Genomic DNA, 22,849 nt, shown 5'->3' with positions numbered 1-22,849 from the left:
CATTAGCTAATAAGGAGAAAGGGATGATTGCCAATAGAAGGTGTTTTACCGTCTCGTCAATGGTGCTAGTCACAATCTTTACCTTATGTTCTCCCGTCCAAGCCACCGTTTCTCAGAAAAGCTCTCAAACTTATGTCATCGATACTTATGGTGGTGATGCTCTATTGCCAGCCGTACGCCAACAGCTCAACAATAGCCGTGATGGCGGCACAGTAAGCACTTATCAGAGCAAGCTTGTGCTGCAAACGAGCGCTGCTAATTACCAAGCCGTGCAACAGCTACTTGCGCAAATAGACACTCAGCCACAGCCGGTGCTAGTTGCGGTAAGAGTAGGCAATACTAGTCATTTGCAAAGTAATATTCGCCAAGGCAAAGTGACTATTAGCAATCGCGGTATTCAAGGTGCAGGCATAATTAACCGAAGCGATAACCAGCAGCAGAGTAATAGCTTGTATCAGGTGCAAACCTTATCAGGTAGCCCTGCTAGTATTAGCACCAATACGCTGTATTCATTAACGCAAAACTATCAAGCGAGGGTTTATCAAAATAATCGCTATCCTTCTGATAATAGACCTTCAGCTCAGATTATTATTGGGCAGCAAATTTTGCTACCGACGACGCAAGGCATTGCCGTTACCCCAAGACTACTGCCTAATGGAAAAGTGGAAGTGCAATTATCACAAGTAGAAGAAAAATTAGTCACTAGCCATTCTCGCTATCATCAGAATAACGCTATCGAATCGCAAAGGTTAAATAGCACGGTTATTGTACCGCGCGGGCAATGGGTGACTATCGGACAAGTCACGCAAGAGAAGCAAGATCACAGCTCAGGCTTTGCTGGTTATAGTCGTCGCGTTACTAGCGCCAGTGCGCCTATTCAGTTATTGGTTCAGTAGCTAACCTTGTGATTCGCTTTATCAAACGCTAAAAAAAGCGCGGCGCTATTGATACAGCACCGCGCCTTACCTTAAACATCTTATGAATTGTTAATCAAGATATACGACTTCTAATGGCGGAAAGCCATTGAATTCGACAGACGAGTAAGAGTTGGTATAAGCTCCCGTAGCGAGCCAATAGATTTTATCGCCAATTACCAGCTCTTCTGGCAGCTGATAGTCGGTCTCTTCATACATGATATCAGCAGAGTCACAAGTCGGCCCTGCTAATACTACCTTACCTGACGTTGACGATGTTGCCATTTTCGGGGTATAAACGGGATATTTAATCGCTTCACCTAAGGTCTCAATCAACCCTTGGAAGAGTCCTACATCGGTATAAACCCAGCGCGTTGTCTCCTCATGCGACTTGCGAGAAATCAGCACCACATCACTAACTAATACCCCAGAGCTTGCGACTAGCGAGCGACCCGGCTCCAAGATAATCTCTGGCATATCGTCCACACCGTAATTATCGATTAAGTACTGTTTTACTGATCCAGCGTAGTCTTGTATGGTATTGATTTGATTGAGATACCGAGCAGGGAAGCCGCCGCCTAAGTTAATCATCTGTAGCTTGATATCTTGTTGCGTTAATAACTGCTCAAAGATATCTTTGACCATCACCAGCGCATCATTCCAGACGGTCACTGATTTTTGCTGACTGCCCACATGGAACGAAACCCCATAAGGCACTAAACCAAGATCTTTGGCTTGAATGAGTAAATCAACGGCCATATCAGGATGGCAACCAAACTTGCGCGATAAAGGCCATTCGGCAGTGTCTGAGCCTTCTACCAATATACGTACAAACACCTTTGAGCCAGGAGCCTGCTCAGCGATATTTTTGAGATCGGCTTCTGAGTCGGTTGCATACAGATCGATCCCTTTATCAAAAGCATATTTTACATGCTGCGCTTTTTTGATGGTATTGCCATAAGAGATACGCGATGGCGCAACGCCGCAGTCGAGCACTCGATCCAGCTCATAGATGGAGGCGCAGTCGAAGTTTGAGCCTAGGTCTGCTAATAGTTCAATCACTTCCACCGCAGGGCTGGCTTTCATTGCATAATGGATTTTTGCATCGGGAAATAAGCCAATCATTTCATTGAACTTTAGCTTGATACGATTCAGATCAACGATCAAAAAAGGCGTATCACGACCCTCAGCGGCTTCGGTAAATTTGCCCCAAGCAGCAGGGTCAAAATATTGGTCAATTTTGATCATAGTCATAGCAGTAAACCTTTATTAATACGAGGGAGAATCAATGAGAGGGAAAATCAGAAGTGGAGAGTTTACAAAAAAGCGTAAAACAAGATAACATCTCGTTTACGCTTAGAGGTTCGCTACTTAGACATTAGTGGTTTCAGGATTTCTCGTTGCCTTCTCGCTTTGTTTTTCGCGTATCTTGAGCACTTTTTTGACTTTGTCGCGCGCGCGCGTTTGTTTTAAGCGTGATAGATAATCGACAAAGATTACCCCATTGAGATGATCCATTTCGTGCTGAATACAGACGGCGAGTAACCCTTCTGCTATCTGATCAATAGCCTCTCCTTCAGCATCTAAAGCTTCGATGCGCACTTTATTGGGGCGCTCCACCTTATCATAGACATCAGGGACCGACAGACAGCCTTCTTCATAAGGCTGTTTTTCTTCGACTAGCGGCGTCACTTTAGGATTGATAAAAACCATGGGCTTATCTCTATTTTCAGATAAGTCCATCACAATTAATTGAATATGCCGATCCACTTGTGAAGCGGCAAGACCGATACCATCAGCGGCATACATAGTTTCAATCATGTCACTAATCAGCATTTTTATTTCGGCATCGACCTCTTTTACAGGGGCGGCAATAGTGCGCAGGCGCGGATCAGGGTAGCTTAAAATAGGGAGTACTGCCATAGTGGCTTACCTCAGTCATGCAAATAGAATTGGCGTTATTATAAGGTAAATGGGGGCAAAAGTAACGATTATCAACAACTTGAGGTAGATTTCATACAGATGAATTTATGCACAGTAACTGAAGCTTTCATAAAAAAAAGACCTTATATAAATAAGGTCTTTTGAAGTCAAGATTATAGATAAACTGTTAGTATAAAAGGGCGCTCATACTAAACGCGGCGTTTATTGACAATCATCTCATATAAGAAGAGTAAGATAATAGCGCCAATAACTGAAAATATCAGACCGATAAAGCCACCATCAGCATCAATACCGATTAGACCGGCAATAAAACCACCAAGCATCGCACCAACAATACCGAGTACAATAGTCATAATCCAGCCCATTGCATCGTTACCTGGCTTGATAGTGCGCGCTAATAGACCAGCTACTAAACCGACGATGATCATCCATATAAAACCCATTATTATTCTCCTAATTGATTGAATGGTTACATTGTAATCACTCTTTAGCTAGAAGAATAAGCACGAAATGTTAGTAGTGTAGGGGCTATGTGATAAAAAACGGGGATTTGCTATCATTTGAATTGAATGAGTAAAGGGCGTGTAAAAATCACAAAAAAAGCGCCACTCAAAAACCGAGGGCGCTATGTTAATTACATAAGCTAGGATTGAAACTATTAACGCTTAGTCGCTGCTAGCGCTACCAATAAACGTTGATGAATACCTTCAAAACCGCCGTTAGACATGATAATAATGGCATCACCAGCTTTGGCATGAGTACTAAGATGCTCAATGATGGCGTCGGTACTGCCAAGTACTTGCTGATTGCTCAAGTTATCATTGTGCCGCTGAGCTTGCTCGATAACGTCTTGCAGGCCCCATTCAAGGCCTATAGGCTCATACCAAAGCGTCTGATCTGCAAGCGCAGCCGAAGACGCTAAACTATCTTGATGAACTCCCATCTTCATAGTATTGCTGCGCGGCTCGATAACGGCCCAAACCTTTTGGCCTGCCATTTTCTTTTTGGCACCATCCAAAGTGGTGGTAATAGCGGTTGGATGATGAGCGAAATCATCAAAAACTAAGATACCATTAACCTCACCGATCAGCTCCATACGGCGTTTGATACCGGCAAAATCAGATAACGCGGCGCAAGCGCTAGCGACATCGACGCCGACATCATAAGCCGCTGCGATAGCTACTAGCGCATTATTGACATTATGCATGCCATTCATTGACCAATCGACTGTGGTTGTATCAGCACTATTGGTTGTAATACCAGTTGCATTTTTAGCACTTTTATCACCTTTAAAGCTCACCTCAAATTGGCTACCATCGGCGCTGATAAGTCGGGCTTGCCATTCGCTATCAGCTGTCTCGTTCTGAGCTTGCGCCTCATCTTTGTCTGAATGACCTGTAATAGAGGTGCGCCAAACCGGTGTCCAGACGCCTTTGGCTAGAGTGTCTTCTAAGCTTGCCGTATTAGCAGGCATGATAATTTGTCCGCTGCTCGGAATCATACGAAGCATATGATGAAACTGCGTCTGAATCGCGCCTAGATCAGCAAAAATATCTGCATGATCGAACTCCAAATTATTTAAAATAGCAGTACGCGGGCGATAATGTACAAACTTTGAGCGCTTATCAAAAAAGGCGGAATCGTATTCGTCTGCTTCAATGACAAAGTAGCCCAAATTCGATGCGCTTGTTGTCTCAACATCAGTAGCGGATTCAGTGCTGGTAGAGTCAGCGCCCAAGTAGCTACTGTGAGCGAAGACTTGTTGTAGACGCTCATCGGTCGTGTCGACTAACGGCACGCCGCCAATCAAAAACCCGGTATCAATCCCAGCATATTGCAATATCCAAGCGAGCATAGTCGTCGTAGTTGTCTTACCATGAGTGCCTGCCACTGCTATCACATGACGCGATTGTAGTACTTGCTCTGACAAAAACTGCGGCCCTGAGGTATAGCGCAGCCCTTGATTGAGCATGTATTCAACGACCTCCATACCGCGCTTCATCGCATTACCAACCACCACTAAGTCAGGCGCAGGCTGCAGGTGCTCGATATGATAGCCTTCCATAATCGTCACGCCAGCCTCTTGTAGCTGAGTGGACATCGGCGGATAGACATTGGCATCTGAGCCAGTTACTTCATGCCCAAGCTCGCGGGCCAATAAGGCTAATGAGCCCATAAAAGTGCCACAAATACCAAGAATATGAATATGCATAGACGTTTCGCACCGAATGATATAAAAGAAAAGAAGGGTAAATCGTGATATTTAGGGCATTATTGTAAAGTAAAGCCTGAGGGATAACCAATAAAATGCGCAAAAAAACGCCTAGTCTGTAGGCGTTTTTTATCTGGAGTTTACCGGGTGCCATTACGCTCCAAAAATAAATATAAAAACTTATTTTATTGGCGCGATAACGTGTAGTCATCGTCAGCGATTTTATTATCATCTAACAATAACAAATGATTGTTTTGAATAAGATAGCTCTCAATACGCTGATCATCGTAAACGATCGTAATCGTATCGCCATCTTGACGATAAATACCGTTTTTGATTAAAGAGGCGGTCGGCTCTTCTGGATTATCATAAATACTAGTTTTTACCACGGAGCTATCAGGAAATAAGTTCAGCAACACTTCTGTACTGTTACAAAAAGAACAGGGAAAAACCCCTTTGTAATCACCAATAAGAATAGCCTGCATCTGACTGCTGCTCGCTGGCTGAGTATCCAAAGACGAGCGATCTTTAGGTGATTTTCTATCCGGCTTTGCAGCGTTAATGAGCGACTCACCGTCTTCACTATTGTCGGTATCGCTATCTGAAGCACTGTCTGTGGTTTTCTGCTCTACAGCAATAGAATCGCTCTGCGTACTTGCGATCATCATTTTTTTATCAGTGCTAGGAGTAGAGGAGTGGCTGTCACAGCCCATAAGTAAAGCGCAAAAAGATAAAGGTAATAATATTTTCAAAGTCGAGCGAGGACCACAATGAGCAGTCGTTGTGAGAAGTTTAGAGGGGGAGTAAATCATGAGCATACCAACAGCAAACAGATAAGGGTTAAGTGAAAGCTGATAACTAAGATCAGCTCTACTCACAAAAGCTAGTATTAAATGTCATTCAAAATGACGAGAGCGACCAAATGTTATTGCAGTCTTCTAACTATTCGCAGGCGTATTCGCAAGATGCAATGCCATACTTTGTATATCTTTTAGAGACAGACGGTCACTTATTCACAATCAGTGGAAAATATTATCATAAGATAACAAACTGGAATGACGCGAATGTGTGGTTTTTGTTATAAAAGAAGGAGATTTGTGTTTTAGAGTTTACGTCTCAGATGGAGGCTACTGATATAGAGGTTATCAATATATAGGAAGAAATTGGGCTGTCATATTGCAGCGGTACTGATAGCAGCTATGTTCTTGCATGCAAGGTTCTCGAGCGCAAGATGTTAATCAGTATCAGCACATGAATGATAATCAATAGACTAAAAAATAGTAAGGACTGCTCAGGGATACTCAGTCCTAAAAAAGTCCAATCGACTGTGGCACATTCACCAGAACCAGAAAACACTTCGTTTAGTACTTGCTGCATCGGTAGCGTATCTAACCAATAATCTAGGCCAGGGCCACAAGAGGGAACCTGATCGGCTGGCAGGTGCTGTAGCCAGACATGACGCCCTGCGACACCAGTCGCCCAGCCGATACCGATTAAACTACCTAACCATAACCCTAGCTTGATAAGTTTTGATTTTGGGTTAAAAATAGCCGCTATGAGAGCAAAGCCGCCCATCACCATCAGACCGATACGCTGAAAGATGCATAAGGGACATGGAGAGAGTCCCATATATTGCTGTAAAAAAAACAAGGCATAGCCCATGCCGATAGCGCTCATCACTACCAAAAACACTTGCATACTGCGATAAGAGGGTAGGCTTTGCATCAAATAGGTACTCTTAAAATAGGGGCTAAATAGCTGATTTTGGACGGTTATGGACAAATGACTCGTTCAATAATGTGGTATAGACTTAACGATACTGCTTAATAAAGTCCATAAAGTCTTCGGTTTCGCTCGCTTCGATATCGCTTTGTTGCAATAGCGACTTCTCAGCTAATACTTCATATTTAGCCTGAATATTAGGGCTTAAAGTATGCTGGAGAATGGCATCGCGATGCTGCTGAGCCAACGTAAAGCCTAACTGCCACATACTGCCTAAGCGCATGCTATCGGCATTGACTTGCGCGGAGATGGTTGATTCTGAATGGCTCGCTTTACCTTGCATTAAGGCCACAGCCACGCGGTAATCGTTACCGCCGTGATGAGCATCCAGTAGCGCGGCTAGCGGCTGCATACTAGATAAATGTGCCAACATCCAGCTTTGGAGCGATTGCTCTTCGCCATTATTGAGAATATGCAGATTATCCGAGCGGCCTTCATTGACCACGCGTTCCAGGTTGACGGCCAGCTCTTCTTCTTCTGCCGGCATCAAATCTGGTGATTCATTAAGTAAACAGTACAGCGCCATAACCTCTAAGAAGCAAGCGCTTGACAGACGAATACCCACATCGCTATAAGGATCTAAGTCAATGGCACGGAACTCGACATAAGCGATACCGCGACGTTCCAGCGCTTCTGTCGGCGTTTCACCGCGCGCTGCGATTTGTTTGGGGCGAATAGGGCTATAGTATTCGTTCTCTATTTGTAGGATATGATCATTGATCTGAATAGGGTGACCCGCCTCGTCATTTAGACCAAGTGCCTTAAAGCTATCATGCGGCGTTTGAATTGCGCGGCGTAGCCCTGCGACATACTCAGGCAGATTATTATAGCGGATATCCAGATGCTCTTGGACGCTGTTGGTGTAGCCAAGCTTACCCATACGTAGGCTAGTGGCGGTCGGTCTATAATAAGTCGACTCGTTCATCAGCTCCAAGTCATGCTCGCGGCCTGAAATAAAGCAAGGACAGACGCTAGGACTAGCGCCTAGTAAATATAGAACTAGGCTCGTTAAGCGCTTAAAGTTACGAATCAGGCCTAAGTACTTCTCGTTTTTGAACTCTGTAAGTGTTTGCGTCTGCGCGTCTGCGAGCTGCTTTTGCCACTGTATAAATAAACCATCGCCAAAGGATAGGTTATAATGCAGCCCGGCAATCGTCTGCATACGGCGACCATAACGAATACCTAGGCCGCTACGATATAAGGTTTTGAGCTTGCCGGTGTTGGAGCTACCATAATCAGCTAGTGGAATATCGGCATCATCAGCAGAGAGCATACAAGGCATAGATAGCGGCCACATCAGCTCACCCTCTGGCAAGGCCTGATAGACTAAGACATGCAGTTGACGCAGCATCGCCAAAGTATCTTTTGGCGTCGCTCTTGGGTCAGTGATAAGCTCAAGTAGACTCTCAGAGTAGTCCGTAGTGATGAACGGATGAGTCAGTTTTGAACCTAGCTTCAAAGGGTGCGGCGTTTGCGCCAAAAACCCATCCGCTCTAACGCGCAGGCCTTCTTTTTCGATACCGCGCAGCATACCCATCAATAATTGGCTATCAAACCAACTTGGTATTTCAAAATCAACAAAGCTACTTGCAAAATTACTCATAATAGTCATCTATTGTTATTCATTATGGTAGAGCAACCATCTATTAAGATTTGCTCAAATAGGGTTTCTCAAATAAAACCTGCTCAAACCTGCGCCAATTTGGCATCGCCGGCGCTATAAATAAAGCGGTCAGTTTAACTCAAAGTCAGTTTAGCCCAAAGATAATGCAAAAACCACGCACAATTACAATTTCAGTAACCTTCAGCGGTTAAACAAATCATTTGGTTAAGCCAAAAAAGCACCTATAAAAAAATAGATGCTTTAATAAAAGAGCGTTTAATAAGAGGGCGTTGATAAAACAAGCATTATTTAGATAGAAAACGAAGAGCCGCAGCCACAAGAAGTGGTCGCGTTAGGGTTATCTACTACAAAGCGCGCGCCTTCTAGCCCTTCGGTATAGTCAACGGTAGAGCCTTGTAAGTACTGATAACTGAGCGAGTCAATCACCAAAGTGACATCACCATTGTCAAAATTGGCATCGTCTTCATTCATATCGCTGTCAAATCTAAAGCCGTAAGAGAAACCAGAGCAGCCGCCGCCCGTCACATAAACGCGCAGCATAAGCTCCTTATCGCCTTCTTCTTCGCGTAGACGGCGTACTTTTTGTGCCGCGCTATCGGTCAGGCTTAGGACAGTAGGATCAATTGGCTGACTAGCGCTTGGATCATATTGGGTAGTAGTTTGGGTCATAATCACCTCATTAGCGAATGCTTAACTGCTTGATGTCAGTAGTGTTTTGGCAGTATACCATAATTGGGGCTAGGCTTAACTTATCAAGAGTGATAAGCGCGTTTAGTAAAATAGATGGACTGTATTGAAATAGCCTTATTAGCCTCAATAAATTACTTAAAAATGAAACAGTTATTTATAAATAGTTGTTTAATCGTTTGCCTATCAGCCGGTCGTTTGAAATAATAGCCGCCAATTATGGCTGACTTTAGCCTGTTTTTCTATAAATTTTCATCATTACCCCTGATTGCTATTGACCTGCTAGCTACTGACTTAATAAGTTATAGCGTTAATAAGTGTAGTGGTCACTATAACCCTTTTGAGATAAAACCCCCTATGATCGAATTTAAAGACGTTAGTGTTCGCCGTGATGGTCGTGTGTTGTTTTCGTACACTAGTTTTCAATTGCACCCCAATCACAAAATTGGCTTGACGGGTAATAATGGTACCGGTAAATCAACGCTCTTTGCCTTACTGTTGACGCAAATGGGTACTGGCGATACTGAAGTAACGCTCGATAAAGGCGAGGTAAGTATTCCTGATAGCTGGCAGGTCGCGCACATGGCGCAGGAGGTTGGGGCAAGTAGTCAAACGGCTATTGATTATGTGCTGAGCGGCGATGAGCAGTGGTATCAGCTTAACGAAGCTTTGAGTGATTTGAGTCATGTCAGCGATGAACAGATTGGCGTCTTGCACCAGCAGTTCGATGAGATAGATGGTTATCGTACACCTACTAAAGCGGCGCAAATTATGGCAGGTCTTGGTTTTAAAGCCAGCCAACATGAGCAGCCAGTAGAAGGTTTTTCGGGAGGGTGGCGCATGCGTTTAAACCTCGCCAAAACTTTGATGAGCCGTGCCGATTTGATGCTGCTCGATGAGCCGACTAACCACTTGGACTTAGATGCTATTTTATGGCTTGAGACTTGGATCAATCAATTCATGGGTCTAGTCATCGTCATCTCGCATGATCAGACATTCTTGGATGCGACAGTGGATCATATCCTGCATGTCGAGCAACAAAAAATCACTATGTACACCGGTAATTATCAGCAGTTTATTCGCACGCGTCATGAGCGCATGGCGCAGCAGCAGCAAGCTTATGAAAAGCAGCAAGCCACCCGTGCACACTTAGATGACTTTATCCGTCGTTTCCGCGCCAAAGCCAGTAAGGCTAAGCAAGCACAAAGCCGTATCAAGCAGCTCGAACGCATGGCTGAGCTGTCTCCGATGATGGCGGATAATCCTTTCTCATTTAAGTTTTATGAGCCGGCGCACATGAGTACGCCTCTAATTGAGATGACCAAAGCCGATATTGGTTATAGCCAGACACCGCTATTGCATAATGCCAATGTGCAAGTAACCCCAGATACGCGTTTAGGTCTACTCGGCATGAATGGCGCGGGCAAGTCGACGTTGATTAAAGCATTAGTTGGTGAATTAGAAGTACTCTCAGGCACTTACCAAGTCTCTGACACCCTCAAGCTTGGCTACTTTAATCAGCATCAAATGGACGCACTAGATGCAACCGCGACACCGATGCAGATGCTAAGACGCCTCGCAGGCAAGACCTCTGATGCATTATTGCGCTCGTTTTTGGGCAGCTTTGACTTTCGCGGCGAGCGTATCGATACGCCAAGCGAGCTCTTCTCTGGCGGTGAGCGTGCGCGTTTGACCCTCGCATTGATCGTCTGGCAGCGCCCTAACGTACTAGTACTCGATGAGCCGACTAACCATTTGGACTTACAAATGCGTCAAGCTTTGACTCTAGCCCTGCAAGGGTTTCAGGGGGCGGTCGTGCTAGTTTCGCATGATCGTGAGCTGATTGCTAACGTTTGCGATGAGCTCTATCTCGTCCATGACGGCCGGATCGATGAGTTCGCAGGCGATATCAGCGATTACGGTAAGTGGCTAGCGGAAAAGCGCAAACAAGAGAACGCGCAAGACAAAAACAGTAATAAACAAGCCAAAAATAAAAAAGCACAAAAAACCTTTGTTTCACGTGAAACAGATAGTGCTATAAAGGCTACAGACGCTAAGCACGCCGAATTAACACAAACTGCGGCAGCGACATCTAAGACAGATACCCAAACGGCAAAAAAGCCCGCTAGTACTTTGAGTAAAGAAGAGCAGCGCAAATTAGCGGCTGAGCAGCGCAAACTCACTGCGCCTATACGCCGAGAGATCGAGAACACCGAAAAGGCGTTGGCGAAGCTAGATGAGCAGCTAGCAAGTTTAGAGACTGAGCTTGCTGATACTGAGCTTTATGAAGCGCATCGTAAAGCGGATTTGATAGCGCTACTCGATGAGCAAACCTCGCTACAGCAGCAACATAATGATAAAGAGGAGCGTTTATTAGTAGCGATGACGAGCTTAGAAGAGATGGAAGCGGATTTTAGTTAAGACATCTACTTAAGAGATTATGACCAAGCATAAAAAAGGAGAGCTAAAGTAAAGCTCTCCTTTTTTTACATTATTAGGCTTTTAAGAATTGAAACATTAGCGCGACGTTTTACTGTCTACGATACTTGCCATCACCGTAAGATAACACCTTCATAGTGGTCGTACAAAGTTGGCAGTTTATCTTACCAGCAGCGCCTTTAGATAAATCTAAGATACGGCCCGGTGTAAAAGGACCTCTATCAGTGATTTTAACGATCACACGCTGCTTTGTCTTTTTGTTAGTCACTTCGACTTTAGTGCCGAACGGTAAGGTTTTATGAGCGGCGGTCATAGCATTCATATTGAAAATACTGCCACTAGCGGTACGCTTACCGTGAAATTTACTACCATAATAGCTAGTATTACCAGCAAAAACGGTAGTACTTAATGCCAACGACAACATAATAACTAAAGACTTGATTAAATAAGACATTCAACACCTATATGTAATTTATAAAATAGACAGATTTTCTTGCCTATATTATTTTCACTCCCTACGAGTGTAAACATTGCAGGTATTCTACAAGATAGAGCTTGCTATATCCTTACAGAGGTGTAAAAAATAAGCTAATTCAAATTACAGTTACATTGTAAACTATTGATTAATAAGCAAAGTTATTATCGTAAAGCTTTCTATACAATGTAATTAATAAACTTAAATCCACAGTATAAATCTATACTATGGCTTTTGATAGCAAAGTACCAAAGAGGCCGTAGCCACAGACTAAAATTGAAATCACAAAAAAAAGTATTATTATAGAAACAGATGATTCTAATTTTATAGATTTTAATAAAAACGCTTTAAACAAAATTATAAGGAAAAACAATGGCTGAAAAAAACTACTATGATATTTTAGGGGTAAAAAAAGACGCTACCGATAGCGATATCAAGAAAAAATATCGTAAATTAGTTCGTCAATATCACCCTGATGTCAGTGACGATCCAGACGCGGATAATAAGATTGCCGAAATCAATAACGCTTATGAGACGCTAAGAGACAAGGATAAACGTAGCGAGTATGACGCTATGTTAGATAATCCTTTTGCAGCTCAAGGTGGCGCTAGAGGTTTCGGCGGGTTTGGAGGCCAATCAGCTGGTGGCGCGCAAGGCGGCTTTCGCTGGGAAGATATCAAAGATCAGTTCGGTGAAGGTGAAGCCTTCGGTGGTGGCGGTTTTCGCTTCGATGATATCTTCTCCGCTTTTGGGCGCGGTGCTCGCGGCTCAGCGGGTCAATCGGCTGGCGGGCAAAGCGGGTTTGATCAGTTCGGTGGCGGTTTTAGTCAAGATAGCAAAGGCCAAGATCAGCACGCAGAGATCAATGTTGATCTAGCATCCGTCTATAGCGGCGACGATTATAGTATTAAACTCAATGTGCCCGTCCGTCAAGCCAATGGTAGCGTGAGCTATGATAATAAGACGCTGAAGATCAAAATCCCAAAAGGTATCACGGACGGCAAGCAAATTCGCTTAGCGGGGCAAGGCGCTGCAGGTATAGGCGGCGGCAAAAACGGTGATTTATTCCTCAAAGTAACCATCACACATGCAGATAATATTCGCTTAGAGGGCGCTAACGTGTATCAAACGGTCAATATCACCCCGTGGGAAGCGGCACTAGGCGAAAAAATCAATGTCACTACTCCTGCAGGTACTTTGGGCGTTACTATTCCAAGTAACAGCAAGTCAGGAAGTAATTTGCGTTTGAAGGGCAAAGGGATTCCGGCTAAGCAAGCTGGCGATTTGTACTTAACGTTAAATATCGTCAATCCAGAAGTCACCACTGACGAAGCTAAGCAAGCTTATGAGCAGCTAAAACAAGCCTTTGCTAATACTAGTATCAATCGCTAGTCAGAAGGATTGCTACAAGTGAGCTAAAGTTAGACAGATGATTAGAGATAGAGCATAAACGAGGATGATAATGATGAAACACTCGCCTGAATTAACCGATTTAGTTATGAGTTTTGATGAATTAGTGTCTGCTTGTGGTCAAGAGCCGCAGTGGGTTATCGCTTTGATAGAAGAAAATATTATTGAGTATGATGTGCCAGAGAGCCAGCAATTTACGGGCTATCAGCTGACGACCGTTCGCCGCGCCTCACGCCTCAGTCGTGATTTTGAAGCGAGCGTACCGGCTATTGGCTTGATACTTGAGCTGTTAGATGAGGTAGAGCAATTGCGCCAGTTTAAACGCCAGTTGGAGATGACGACGCCTGTGATTGAGGTTAAGGTAGATAGCTTAAAGTAGGCTATTAAAAGTTTAAAATTGACTTGCGCATGAATGTTAACGCATAAAAATACCCCATAAGTTGTGTTCAACTTATGGGGAGCGGTTCACCTAGTGCCCTTTTTTATCTCTAAGTTATACTTTAACTTTCACTAAATTTTAGCCTTTAACGAGCATATTTTGGATCAGCGGCGGCGGTGAATAGTATATCTGTTGAAGAGTTCAGAGCTGTCTCTGCAGAGTCTTGAATCACGCCAATAATAAAGCCAACGGCCACCACTTGCATAGCAATGTCGTTGGGGATACTAAATAGACTAGCCGCTAATGGAATAAGTAGTAATGAGCCGCCAGGCACACCCGATGCCCCGCCAGCACTGACTGTTGCCACTAAGCTTAGCAGTAAAGCGGATGCAAAGCTGACCTCAATACCCAAAGTGTGCGCCGCCGCTAAGGTTAGTACATTAATGGTAATCGCCGCGCCCGCCATATTAATAGTTGCACCAAGCGGAATAGTGACCGAATATGTATCTTCGTGGAGACCTAGTTTGTGAGCAAGATTCATATTAACCGGGATATTAGCCGCTGATGAGCGGGTAAAAAAGGCAGTAATACCAGACTCACGCAGGCAAGTAAAGACAAGCGGATAAGGGTTTTTACCCGTTTTGACTAGTACAATTAGAGGGTTGGCGACTAGAGCAATGAACAGCATACAGCCAACCAATACCATCAAGATATTGGCATAGCCTTTTAGTGCCTCAAAGCCTGTTTCAGCGACAGTGTTGGCGACAAGACCTAAGATACCAAAAGGCGCGAGGGCAATGACCCATTTGACCACTTGTGAGATCGCATCAGCAAAGTCGCTGACGACAGCGCGCGTCGTATCGCCCGCTTGACGCAGCGCAAAACCGATAATAATCGCCCAAGCCAAGATACCGATATAGTTGGCATTGGCCACGGCATTGACAGGATTGGCGACTAGGCTCATTAGCAGGTTAGTCAGGACTTCTTTTAGATTGGCAGGCGGCACTTGCTCGATATCGGCATTGACTAAGACCATCTCGATCGGGAACAAGAAGCTGGCACCGACGGCAGTCAAGGCTGCCAAAAAAGTGCCAAAAATATACATGATAAGGACGGGTTTGACGTAGACCTCATCACCACTGCGCTGTTTACTAATAGCAGCTAACACCAGTACAAACACGAGTATAGGTGCTACTGCTTTGAGCGCCCCGACAAATAAAGTTCCTAATATGCCTAAAGCGATACCCGCACTAGGGGCCAGCCAGCCAATCAGTACACCCAGTACCAAACCGACAATAATGAGCGGCACTAACCCTATCCGTTGATACATGGCGATTAATGAACGCATGACAACTCCCTCAATATCAGCAAAAATTTAAAATAATCGAAGGATAGTAGCACTTTTTAGAGTATTCGCCTACTTTTGTATCAGCAGCTCTAAATAAAATCAAGACGCTAGTGATCGCTATATGCTACTGGTTATAAGGGATGGTCAAACTTTGAAGTGGGTAAGCTCATAATTAAGCTGTTGGTAGTGTTTATATTTCTGACGGCCTTGGGCGACGCTATCATCATCGGGTAGGATAATCTCTAGCAGGCGACTAGGCAGCGCGTTGCTCGTTGATGGAATGTAATCATTGAGGGGTAGGGGAGTCGTATTGATAACGATACCGCTAAAGTCTGGCGGCAGCTGCGATGCTAATAGTACAGGCGCTGTAGAGTCAGCAGTAGTACTAGCTGTGGTTTCACTATCAGCAGTGCTTAGCCGCTGATGCGGAATAAAACTTGCCGCATCATTGACCCATAACGCTTCATCAAGCTCGCTAAGCAAAAGCTCATTATCAGCTAGAATAACAAGTGACTGCGTACTCTTATTCAAAGCGGTTTGGGTCAGCTGACAAATAAAGCCCAAGAAATCTTGGGCTTTACTCGCGCTTAAGACATAAAAACTAACGTTTAGTTTTGACATTTTTTGTACTTAAGCCTTATTAAATGTCCAATCATACAGCACTGTTTAAGCCATATCGACGCTGTTTTTAAGATACTGCATAAATAGGGGTACTGGGCGACCGGTAGCGGCTTTTTCTTTACCAGAGTTCCAAGCGGTACCAGCAATGTCTAAATGTGCCCACGCTTGGCCTTCTTCCACGAAGCGCGATAAGAAGCAAGCAGCAGTAACCGCGCCTGCCCCTTTACCACCGATATTTTGCATGTCGGCAATAGGTGAGTCAAGCAATGACTGGTATTCATCATCTAGCGGCATGTGCCAAATCAGATCGCCAGATTGAGCGCTAGCATTCTCAAGCTCGAACAATACGTCTTCATCATTACTAAACACCGCTGAGCGTACATGACCCAAAGCGACGACACAAGCGCCGGTCAAAGTAGCAACATCGATGACCGCTTTTGGATTATAGCGTTGGATATAGCATAGGGTATCGGCTAGCACTAAGCGGCCTTCGGCGTCAGTATTCAGGATCTCAACTGATTTACCATTCATAGCTTTTACGATATCGCCTGGACGCGTGGCTTCGCCTGATGGCATGTTTTCCGCACAAGCAAGAGCGCCAACGACGTTGATAGGTAGACGCGCTTCGCACAGCGCCTGAATAGTACCTAGTACCGACGCTGAACCGCCCATATCGAACTTCATCTCATCCATCGCCGCGCCGGGCTTAATGGAGATACCGCCTGAGTCAAAGGTGACGCCTTTACCGACTAAGACAATAGGCGCATCACTGTTAGCGCTTTTTTTAGCATTGGCTTTTAAAGGTAGCTTATCAGCAATCGCTTTTAGGCCAGCTTTTGCAGTGGTGCTAGCGTTATCGTTATGACTGGCTGTATGGTTGGCGGTGAATTTTGACTTACCTTGATACTCCATAATGACTAGCTTGCCCTCGCGAGCTGAGCCTCTAGAGACGGCTAAGAAGCACTCCATACCGAGCACTGACATCTCTTCTTCACCTAATACGGTGACTTTTAAGATATCAGAATACTTTTTACCAAGCTCCTGCGCTTGCTCTGCCATATAAGCAGGGAAGCAGATATTGCCTGGCTCATTTGCGACATCGCGAGTTAAGCTTTGACCGACAAACACCGACTGCGCAAAGTCTAAAGCGGACTTTAAGCTATCATCAGCGAGCAAATAGATATCGGTTAATACTGGCGTGGTTTGCTCTGATTTATATTTATCAAAACGATAAGTTGCGGCTAACAGATTAAGCGTAAATTGGCTAAATTCGTTTTCTTGTAGGGCATCGCCGAGCGCGATGGTAATGGAGGTGACACGTTTTTGCGTCGATTGATAAATGGTCTTAGCAACTTTTTGTAGAACGCTGTGGCTGAGTTTGTCGAGTCTGCCGACGCCCACTAATAGCAGCTGTAGTGGATTGGCTTTAGTCGTTTTTTTATCACCGGCTAAAGCATAATCAGCAACCGTTTCACAGGCTTTACCACTGAAATGCGAGACTGTAATCAACTGCTCAATGCGCTCTTGATACTCTTTTAATGAGTCGCTTGCCAATATATTTTTATTGTTATCAACTAAGACGACTAAGCAGCTCGAATCTTTATCTTTGGCTTCTTTTTTTAGCATTTTTTGGGTATGCGTTTTTGGCAGTTGTGCGGTTAGCTTAATATTCATAGAGTCGTGTCCTTATTAGAATTATAGAAACTGAAGTTATGGGATTAGAATTATGAGTGAATAGGGCAAGTCGATCAGAAAACCCAAAGATCTACTTGAGCTTGTATTATAGTTTAGCATATAGAGGGGACGCTAACTGTTTCGTAAGCGTTAGGGACTGTTGTTCGCTGTCTATAGCTATTGACCTTTACTATGGCTTTATCAGTTAATGATTTAAACTAATCAATAGTATCCGTCGATAGCAAAGTAGCAAAGCTGTCTTGCAAGGCTGCCATAGCATTATTATGCACCACTGCTGCCTTAATCGTTTCTCCATTGACATCAGGTAAGTCGCGAGTGGCACAGGCATCATGAAAGACGAAATTCTCGAAGCCTAAGTCAAAAGCAGCTCTGACGCTGGAGCTGACGCACATGTGACTCATAAAGCCCACAAAGACGAGCTGTTTTTTGCCAGTGGCTTTGAGTAGCTCACCGAGGTTGGTATTATAAAAAGCATTGGGATGTTTTTTGCTAATAAGCTTTTCATCATCGAGAGGTTTTAGCTCATCGACGATAGCGACTTTATTAGATAGTGGGTCAAAGATCGGGCCATTGTCTTCACCATGATGGGCGATATGAAAGAGCGGAATATCTTGCTGGCGCGCTTTATCGAGCAGTAATTTAGCTTTCTTAGTCGCCGCGGCTCCCAGCTCACCTAAAGGCATAGCGCCGTTGACATATTCATTCTGAAAATCGATAAAAACGATAGCACAGTTAGACCAGTCAAGGCTGCTAAACTTACCGCCGCCAAGCTCTAATAGGGTAGCAGGACTTAGATTTTGAGTAGACATTGTATTCTCCATCAGTGAGTTTTTGAAATTGTATTTTGAGTTTTTTAAATGATTGGCTATCCGCCTTTTGCTTTAATATAAAGTAATAGTAAACAGTAGCTAGGCTATGTGATTAATTGCTAATAAGTGCTTAGATTCTAACAAGTAATCGCGGCGTTATTTAGGGTGTGATACCAATGACAAACACTCAGTGGTAAATAAAACACAAAATATGACAGCTAAATGAGAGCAGCGATAGAGCTTTGATAAACGAGTTGCCAAATTGTTAAGCATTAACTGACAGACTCTTTATAAAGGATTGTGAAAGCGCCAACACAACAAAACTGAGAGGAGTTTTACACACTTTTCACCGTCATTTTTGATAAAAACATGCTAGCATTAGCAGTTACGTTTGACGCTTATACTCGCTTTGCCCCATTTATAAAAAAGCCAAAAAATCGCTTATGAGTTTGCACGATAGGGATAGATAAAAACGTCCCTTCGCAAACGCTAACCCTTATTTAAGAGTCCTTATTGTGATATTACGCCGCTACATGACCCGTCAGGTTGCCTCAACTACCGCTTTGGTATTGGGGTTTTTAGTGGTGATGATGCTCGGTGGTCGTTTAATACGCTATTTCGGGATTGCCGCCGAAGGCAACCTAGACATCAGCTTATTATTTACCATTATTGGCTATAATTTGCCTTACTTTTTAGAGCTTATTTTACCTTTAGCGTTTTTTATTGGTTTGATGCTCGTTTTTGGCAGGCTTTATGTCGATCAAGAAATGGCGGTTATCAATGCAAGCGGCGTCTCTCGGGGAAAGCTAGCGCGGCTCATAACGCCACTGATTTTGGTGTTGTTTGTAGGTGAAGCGGCGTTGTCTATAGTCGGTAAACCTTGGGGAGTGCGCTCTTCAGAGACGATTTGGCAGCAGCAGGCTTTGACTAGTGCTTTTGATCTGATCCGCCCTAAGGAGTTTATTAGTAGCGGTAATTATCATCTGTATGTGGGAAGTCTGAGCGATGATAAAACGCAGCTGCAGGATGTCGTGCTGATCCAAACACAGCCTAAGAAACAATCGACTAGGCTAGATAATAGCGCTGCTCAGAGCATGTTAACTCAGTCAACTGACGAGAATGAGCTAGTCGAGCGCTTGCCTGTTGAAGATTTACCAAAAGAGCTTATTGATAGCGCTAATCGGGATGCGAGTAAAGACACTATTACCTTGGCTCGTCGCGCTGAGCAAGTAGAGAACGGTGCAGGCGGCGTCACCCAATTAGATCTATTCCAAGGTCGGCGTTATGAAGTCGGCGCTGGGAGCTTAAAATATAATCAGATCGGCTTTGATCGCTACCGCATTACTTTGACAGAGTCCAAAGAAGAGATAGTGACCGAAGACAATATCGAAACGCAAGCGATCGTACCGCTATGGCAAGCGGCAACGGGGAGTATGGCGGTAAGTAATAGTGATGCGAGGCTCGCCGCTCAAGGGGAGCTTGGTTACCGCTTTGCACTACCTTGGTTGATGATTATCGCGCCTATGCTCGCCGTACCGCTAGCGCAAGTGCGTCCACGGCAAGGGCGCTGGCTACGGTTATTTCCGGCTATCTTATTATTTGTGAGTTGTGCGCTCGGTATCATTTCTTTGAAAAACGCCGTTGCTAAAGGTAGTGTCAGCGTTTGGTCTTATGCTTGGTTGATAGTAGGGTTTATGGTGTTAGCACTTTATATGAATTGGGGTAGCCGCATCCAGCATCGATTGCGCTTTCGGTTGAGCGAGGAAAAGCACGATGATTTAGGCCCTCTAAATGACTCAAATACAGGACCATTATAATGCGCTCCTCACTGTTTGCAGCAAAAAATAAAGGTTTGCCATTAGCAAAGCCGCCCAGTCAGCTAAAAGTACTAAGCCGTTACGTCAAGCTTAACGCCTTGCTAGCGATTATCGCGGCGGTAATTGGGCTATGGGCGCTACAAGTGCTATTTTCTTACTTGTCTGAGCTTGATTCGCTCAGTGATAGCTATACGATGGGCGAGGCGCTCAAATATATCTTTTATCGCTCGCCTTACTTCTTGGAGCAGTTCGTTCCGACCGGAGCGTTGCTTGGCGCTGTGGTGGGGCTCGGGCTACTGGCTAATAACAGCGAGCTGGTGGTCATGCGCGCCTCAGGCGTCAGCGTCTATCGTATCGTGGGTTGGGTGCTACAGCCTGCTTTGTTATTCGTCATTTTAGCGCTGTTTATTAACCAGTTTATATTACCCACTAGTAACCAGTTGGCTGATGAGATCAATGATGATGACAGTAGCGCTTTAGTTACCTCAGTGCGCGGCTACTGGACCATGCAGCCAAGCTTCGACACAGCAAAAGGTTCAGACGAGCAGACAACGCTACAAGAAAATGGCAGTGATATCCTCTACATTGACTATGCGGATGTACAAGGCAATATCGGTGAGGTCAAGCGTTGGCATTTGGATGAGAATGGCAACCTACAAACCGCTATCCGTGCTGAGGGTGGTCAGTATACAGGACGTCAGCTGATTGGGCGCACGAGCGATAATAAAGACGAGCAGTATCGCTATGACTGGCAACTCAATAACATCACGCGGCTGACGATCAATCAAGGCTTTCAAAGCAGTCAACAGCTCGCTACTACGGATACCTTAAGCTTACCTTTTGCGCCTGAGTCGGTGTATCTACTGACCCGTGATGCCGAAGATTTGTCCTTGACTCAGCTATACCAGCATCGTCAATTTATGCAGCAACAAGGTAAACGCTCATTGACTCACGAGCTGGCGTTTTGGCAAAAACTACTATCACCGCTGTCGATATTATCGCTCGTGATCGTTGCGTGCTCTTTTGTTTTTGGCTCGCTACGCACGCACAGTTTAGGCCTGCGTATCGTTGTTGCTTTGCTGTTCGGGCTACTATTTAGCTATATTCAAGACTTAGTTGGGTTTGTATCGTTGGCCACAGGATTTTCGCCATTTTTGATGGTGCTATTGCCGGTTATTGCTAGTGCAGTGCTCGGTGGCTATTTACTTAAACGACAAATGTAGCCGGCTAGGTGATTGATTGAAAATTAAAAATCCCGCTAAGACTAAGTCGTTTTAGCGGGATTTTGCTGAGCGCTGTTTATTTCTGCTAAGCGTAAAAACTACTCTTTAACCGCCATAGTAATCGTATAAGTCTTACCTTGCTTGACCTTATCGCTATTGCCGAACACCTCGGTGAACGAGCGCTTCATAAATTGACGTAAGCCATTGATGGTCACCACATAGAACCTACCGCCCTGCCGCATTCGCGCATAGGCATCGAGGAAATACAGATAATGCTGCTCTTTACCGACCTTAGCGGGCAAGTTCGACATCACTAGGCTAAAATCCTTGTCTTTGGCGACTTGATTAAAGCCGTTCGACAAGTGTACATCGACATTGCTCAGGCCGTTTTTTTCACAATTGCGCCGCGCATATTCCACTGCCATAAAGTCCTTATCAATCAGCGTATGCTGACCATTTGGACACTCGCGCGCCGCAGTCATCCCGAGCACGCCGTAGCCACAGCCTAGATCTATCGAGTCATCATCGGTTTGAAAATCGACATAATCGAGTAGCATTAGGCTACCATCATCGAGCTTTTGCGGCGAAAATATACCCCAAGTCGTGGCAAAATCAAAAGGCTGTCCTAGCACGTCATCCGTAAAATGTATATCTTCACGCCAGTGTTTGGCTTTTTCTAATAACTCTGCAGGGGGCTGATGGCTCATAATATTCTCAATGTAGGCTAATAAAAAAGGGCAGTGCGCTATGAGTAACTTACTCATGATAGAACGCGCACGGTATGATGAGTATTGTAACGGCAACGACGGCAAATTTCAGCGCCGATTGTACAGCACGTGCTTTATTTTTGATTAGTATGGGACTTGAACGGCTCAGAGAACTGCAAGATCAAAAAGCTCACGACCGACAAAATAATCGCAATCTCATAACGACTATACGCCACTGAAATACCGATAGCGCCCGTGTTCCATAATCCTGCCGCCGTCGCTGTACCTTTGACACTACCGCTACTTTTAAAAATAGCGCCACCACCGATAAACCCCATACCGGTAATAATGCCATACATGATACGCGCCTCGGCATCGCCTTCTGAATAGATGTCGCGGCCAACTAGCATGAAGGCACAGGAAGCCACGGTGACTAAGGGAAAGGTGCGCAGGCCTGCACCACTATCTTTCATCTCCCGATTGAGCGCAATCGGTAAGGATAAAATAAAAGCGATGCCTAATTGAAAGAAATGATATCCCATCAACTCCAAGTCGATATCGAATCCAAACACAGCTCACCTCCCATCCCTAAGCACCACACTATCCAGATCTTATTATAAAGTGTAGCGGTAAAGTTGTCTGTTTTCAGTTAAAGATGGTTAGCAGTTATGCGGGGAGAGGTCGCACCTTTTGCTTGTACTTTGTTTAAGAGTGCTTTTTGTACGGATTTTACCTAGTGTTTAATAGTGATTATTTATAAAGC

The 22,849-nt window shown here is 44.6% G+C and carries 21 protein-coding genes; 6 read left to right on the top strand and 15 right to left on the bottom strand.

What is annotated here, in order from left to right; all coding sequences use genetic code 11:
- Positions 1 to 23: 23 nt before the first annotated feature.
- The gene (locus ACS8FD_RS10435) at positions 24 to 896 is read left to right on the top strand and encodes a hypothetical protein (RefSeq protein ID WP_439275778.1); all 873 of its coding nucleotides are present in this window, start codon (positions 24 to 26) and stop codon (positions 894 to 896) included.
- A 90-nt stretch (positions 897 to 986) separates the two neighbouring features.
- Here ACS8FD_RS10435 and ACS8FD_RS10430 read toward each other — a convergent pair whose 3' ends face one another.
- The 8 genes from ACS8FD_RS10430 to erpA all read right to left on the bottom strand — a co-directional run bounded on the left by ACS8FD_RS10430 (position 987) and on the right by erpA (position 9,145).
- Positions 987 to 2,162 carry a type III PLP-dependent enzyme gene (locus ACS8FD_RS10430; protein ID WP_439275793.1) on the bottom strand — a complete coding sequence of 392 codons (1,176 nt, stop codon included), beginning with the start codon at positions 2,160 to 2,162 and terminating at the stop codon, positions 987 to 989.
- Between the two features lie 123 nt (positions 2,163 to 2,285).
- Entirely contained in the window at positions 2,286 to 2,837 is a 552-nt protein-coding gene (gene def, locus ACS8FD_RS10425) for a peptide deformylase (protein WP_439275777.1), read from the bottom strand.
- Between the two features lie 209 nt (positions 2,838 to 3,046).
- The gene (locus ACS8FD_RS10420; RefSeq protein WP_439275776.1) at positions 3,047 to 3,301 is read right to left on the bottom strand and encodes a GlsB/YeaQ/YmgE family stress response membrane protein; all 255 of its coding nucleotides are present in this window, start codon (positions 3,299 to 3,301) and stop codon (positions 3,047 to 3,049) included.
- A 215-nt stretch (positions 3,302 to 3,516) separates the two neighbouring features.
- A complete protein-coding gene (gene mpl / locus ACS8FD_RS10415; RefSeq protein ID WP_439275775.1) occupies positions 3,517 to 5,070 on the bottom strand; it encodes a UDP-N-acetylmuramate:L-alanyl-gamma-D-glutamyl-meso-diaminopimelate ligase in 1,554 nt (517 codons plus the stop codon).
- Between the two features lie 185 nt (positions 5,071 to 5,255).
- A complete protein-coding gene (locus ACS8FD_RS10410; RefSeq protein WP_439275774.1) occupies positions 5,256 to 5,948 on the bottom strand; it encodes a copper resistance protein NlpE N-terminal domain-containing protein in 693 nt (230 codons plus the stop codon).
- 319 nt (positions 5,949 to 6,267) lie between these two features.
- On the bottom strand, positions 6,268 to 6,795 hold the full coding sequence (locus tag ACS8FD_RS10405) for a disulfide bond formation protein B (protein WP_439275792.1): 528 nt from the start codon (positions 6,793 to 6,795) through the stop codon (positions 6,268 to 6,270).
- 85 nt (positions 6,796 to 6,880) lie between these two features.
- A complete protein-coding gene (gene gshA, locus ACS8FD_RS10400; protein WP_439275773.1) occupies positions 6,881 to 8,455 on the bottom strand; it encodes a glutamate--cysteine ligase in 1,575 nt (524 codons plus the stop codon).
- A 309-nt stretch (positions 8,456 to 8,764) separates the two neighbouring features.
- Positions 8,765 to 9,145, bottom strand: a complete 381-nt coding sequence (erpA, locus tag ACS8FD_RS10395) for an iron-sulfur cluster insertion protein ErpA (RefSeq protein WP_439275772.1) — start codon at positions 9,143 to 9,145, stop codon at positions 8,765 to 8,767.
- Positions 9,146 to 9,520: 375 nt separating this feature from the next.
- Between erpA and ACS8FD_RS10390 the strand changes: the two genes are divergently transcribed.
- Positions 9,521 to 11,584: an ATP-binding cassette domain-containing protein gene (locus ACS8FD_RS10390; RefSeq protein ID WP_439275791.1), complete on the top strand. Its 2,064-nt coding sequence runs from the start codon at positions 9,521 to 9,523 to the stop codon at positions 11,582 to 11,584.
- Positions 11,585 to 11,693: 109 nt separating this feature from the next.
- Here ACS8FD_RS10390 and ACS8FD_RS10385 read toward each other — a convergent pair whose 3' ends face one another.
- A complete protein-coding gene (locus ACS8FD_RS10385) occupies positions 11,694 to 12,056 on the bottom strand; it encodes a septal ring lytic transglycosylase RlpA family protein (protein ID WP_439275771.1) in 363 nt (120 codons plus the stop codon).
- 393 nt (positions 12,057 to 12,449) lie between these two features.
- Between ACS8FD_RS10385 and ACS8FD_RS10380 the strand changes: the two genes are divergently transcribed.
- Both ACS8FD_RS10380 and ACS8FD_RS10375 read left to right on the top strand, forming a co-directional pair.
- The gene (locus ACS8FD_RS10380) at positions 12,450 to 13,469 is read left to right on the top strand and encodes a DnaJ C-terminal domain-containing protein (RefSeq protein WP_439275770.1); all 1,020 of its coding nucleotides are present in this window, start codon (positions 12,450 to 12,452) and stop codon (positions 13,467 to 13,469) included.
- A 73-nt stretch (positions 13,470 to 13,542) separates the two neighbouring features.
- Complete coding sequence (locus ACS8FD_RS10375; protein ID WP_439275790.1) at positions 13,543 to 13,866, top strand: chaperone modulator CbpM; 324 nt, start codon at positions 13,543 to 13,545, stop codon at positions 13,864 to 13,866.
- A 145-nt stretch (positions 13,867 to 14,011) separates the two neighbouring features.
- Here the strand turns inward: ACS8FD_RS10375 and sstT are convergent, their stop codons facing one another.
- From sstT to ACS8FD_RS10355, 4 genes are all read right to left on the bottom strand, one after another.
- A complete protein-coding gene (sstT, locus tag ACS8FD_RS10370; protein ID WP_439275769.1) occupies positions 14,012 to 15,214 on the bottom strand; it encodes a serine/threonine transporter SstT in 1,203 nt (400 codons plus the stop codon).
- A gap of 144 nt (positions 15,215 to 15,358) precedes the next feature.
- Positions 15,359 to 15,835, bottom strand: a complete 477-nt coding sequence (locus tag ACS8FD_RS10365; RefSeq protein ID WP_439275768.1) for a DNA polymerase III subunit chi — start codon at positions 15,833 to 15,835, stop codon at positions 15,359 to 15,361.
- A 45-nt stretch (positions 15,836 to 15,880) separates the two neighbouring features.
- Positions 15,881 to 17,509, bottom strand: coding sequence for a leucyl aminopeptidase (locus ACS8FD_RS10360; RefSeq protein WP_439275767.1), 1,629 nt, complete (start codon positions 17,507 to 17,509; stop codon positions 15,881 to 15,883).
- A gap of 218 nt (positions 17,510 to 17,727) precedes the next feature.
- Positions 17,728 to 18,339 carry a cysteine hydrolase family protein gene (locus tag ACS8FD_RS10355; protein WP_439275766.1) on the bottom strand — a complete coding sequence of 204 codons (612 nt, stop codon included), beginning with the start codon at positions 18,337 to 18,339 and terminating at the stop codon, positions 17,728 to 17,730.
- 533 nt (positions 18,340 to 18,872) lie between these two features.
- Here ACS8FD_RS10355 and ACS8FD_RS10350 point away from each other — a divergent pair.
- The gene (locus ACS8FD_RS10350) at positions 18,873 to 20,156 is read left to right on the top strand and encodes an LPS export ABC transporter permease LptF (protein ID WP_439275765.1); all 1,284 of its coding nucleotides are present in this window, start codon (positions 18,873 to 18,875) and stop codon (positions 20,154 to 20,156) included.
- Complete coding sequence (gene lptG, locus ACS8FD_RS10345; RefSeq protein WP_439275764.1) at positions 20,156 to 21,379, top strand: LPS export ABC transporter permease LptG; 1,224 nt, start codon at positions 20,156 to 20,158, stop codon at positions 21,377 to 21,379. The genes ACS8FD_RS10350 and lptG overlap by 1 nt, the downstream gene beginning before the upstream one ends.
- Before the next feature lie 98 nt (positions 21,380 to 21,477).
- Here the strand turns inward: lptG and ACS8FD_RS10340 are convergent, their stop codons facing one another.
- The gene (locus tag ACS8FD_RS10340; protein WP_439275763.1) at positions 21,478 to 22,086 is read right to left on the bottom strand and encodes a class I SAM-dependent methyltransferase; all 609 of its coding nucleotides are present in this window, start codon (positions 22,084 to 22,086) and stop codon (positions 21,478 to 21,480) included.
- A gap of 134 nt (positions 22,087 to 22,220) precedes the next feature.
- Positions 22,221 to 22,658 (bottom strand): MgtC/SapB family protein, encoded by a 438-nt coding sequence (locus ACS8FD_RS10335; RefSeq protein WP_439275762.1) that lies wholly within the window; start codon positions 22,656 to 22,658, stop codon positions 22,221 to 22,223.
- Between the last annotated feature and the right edge of the window lie 191 nt (positions 22,659 to 22,849).

The organism is Psychrobacter sp. 1U2, from assembly GCF_051847575.1.
Note: the sequence above shows the minus strand (reverse complement) of the source record. Positions and strands in the feature narration are given on the sequence as shown.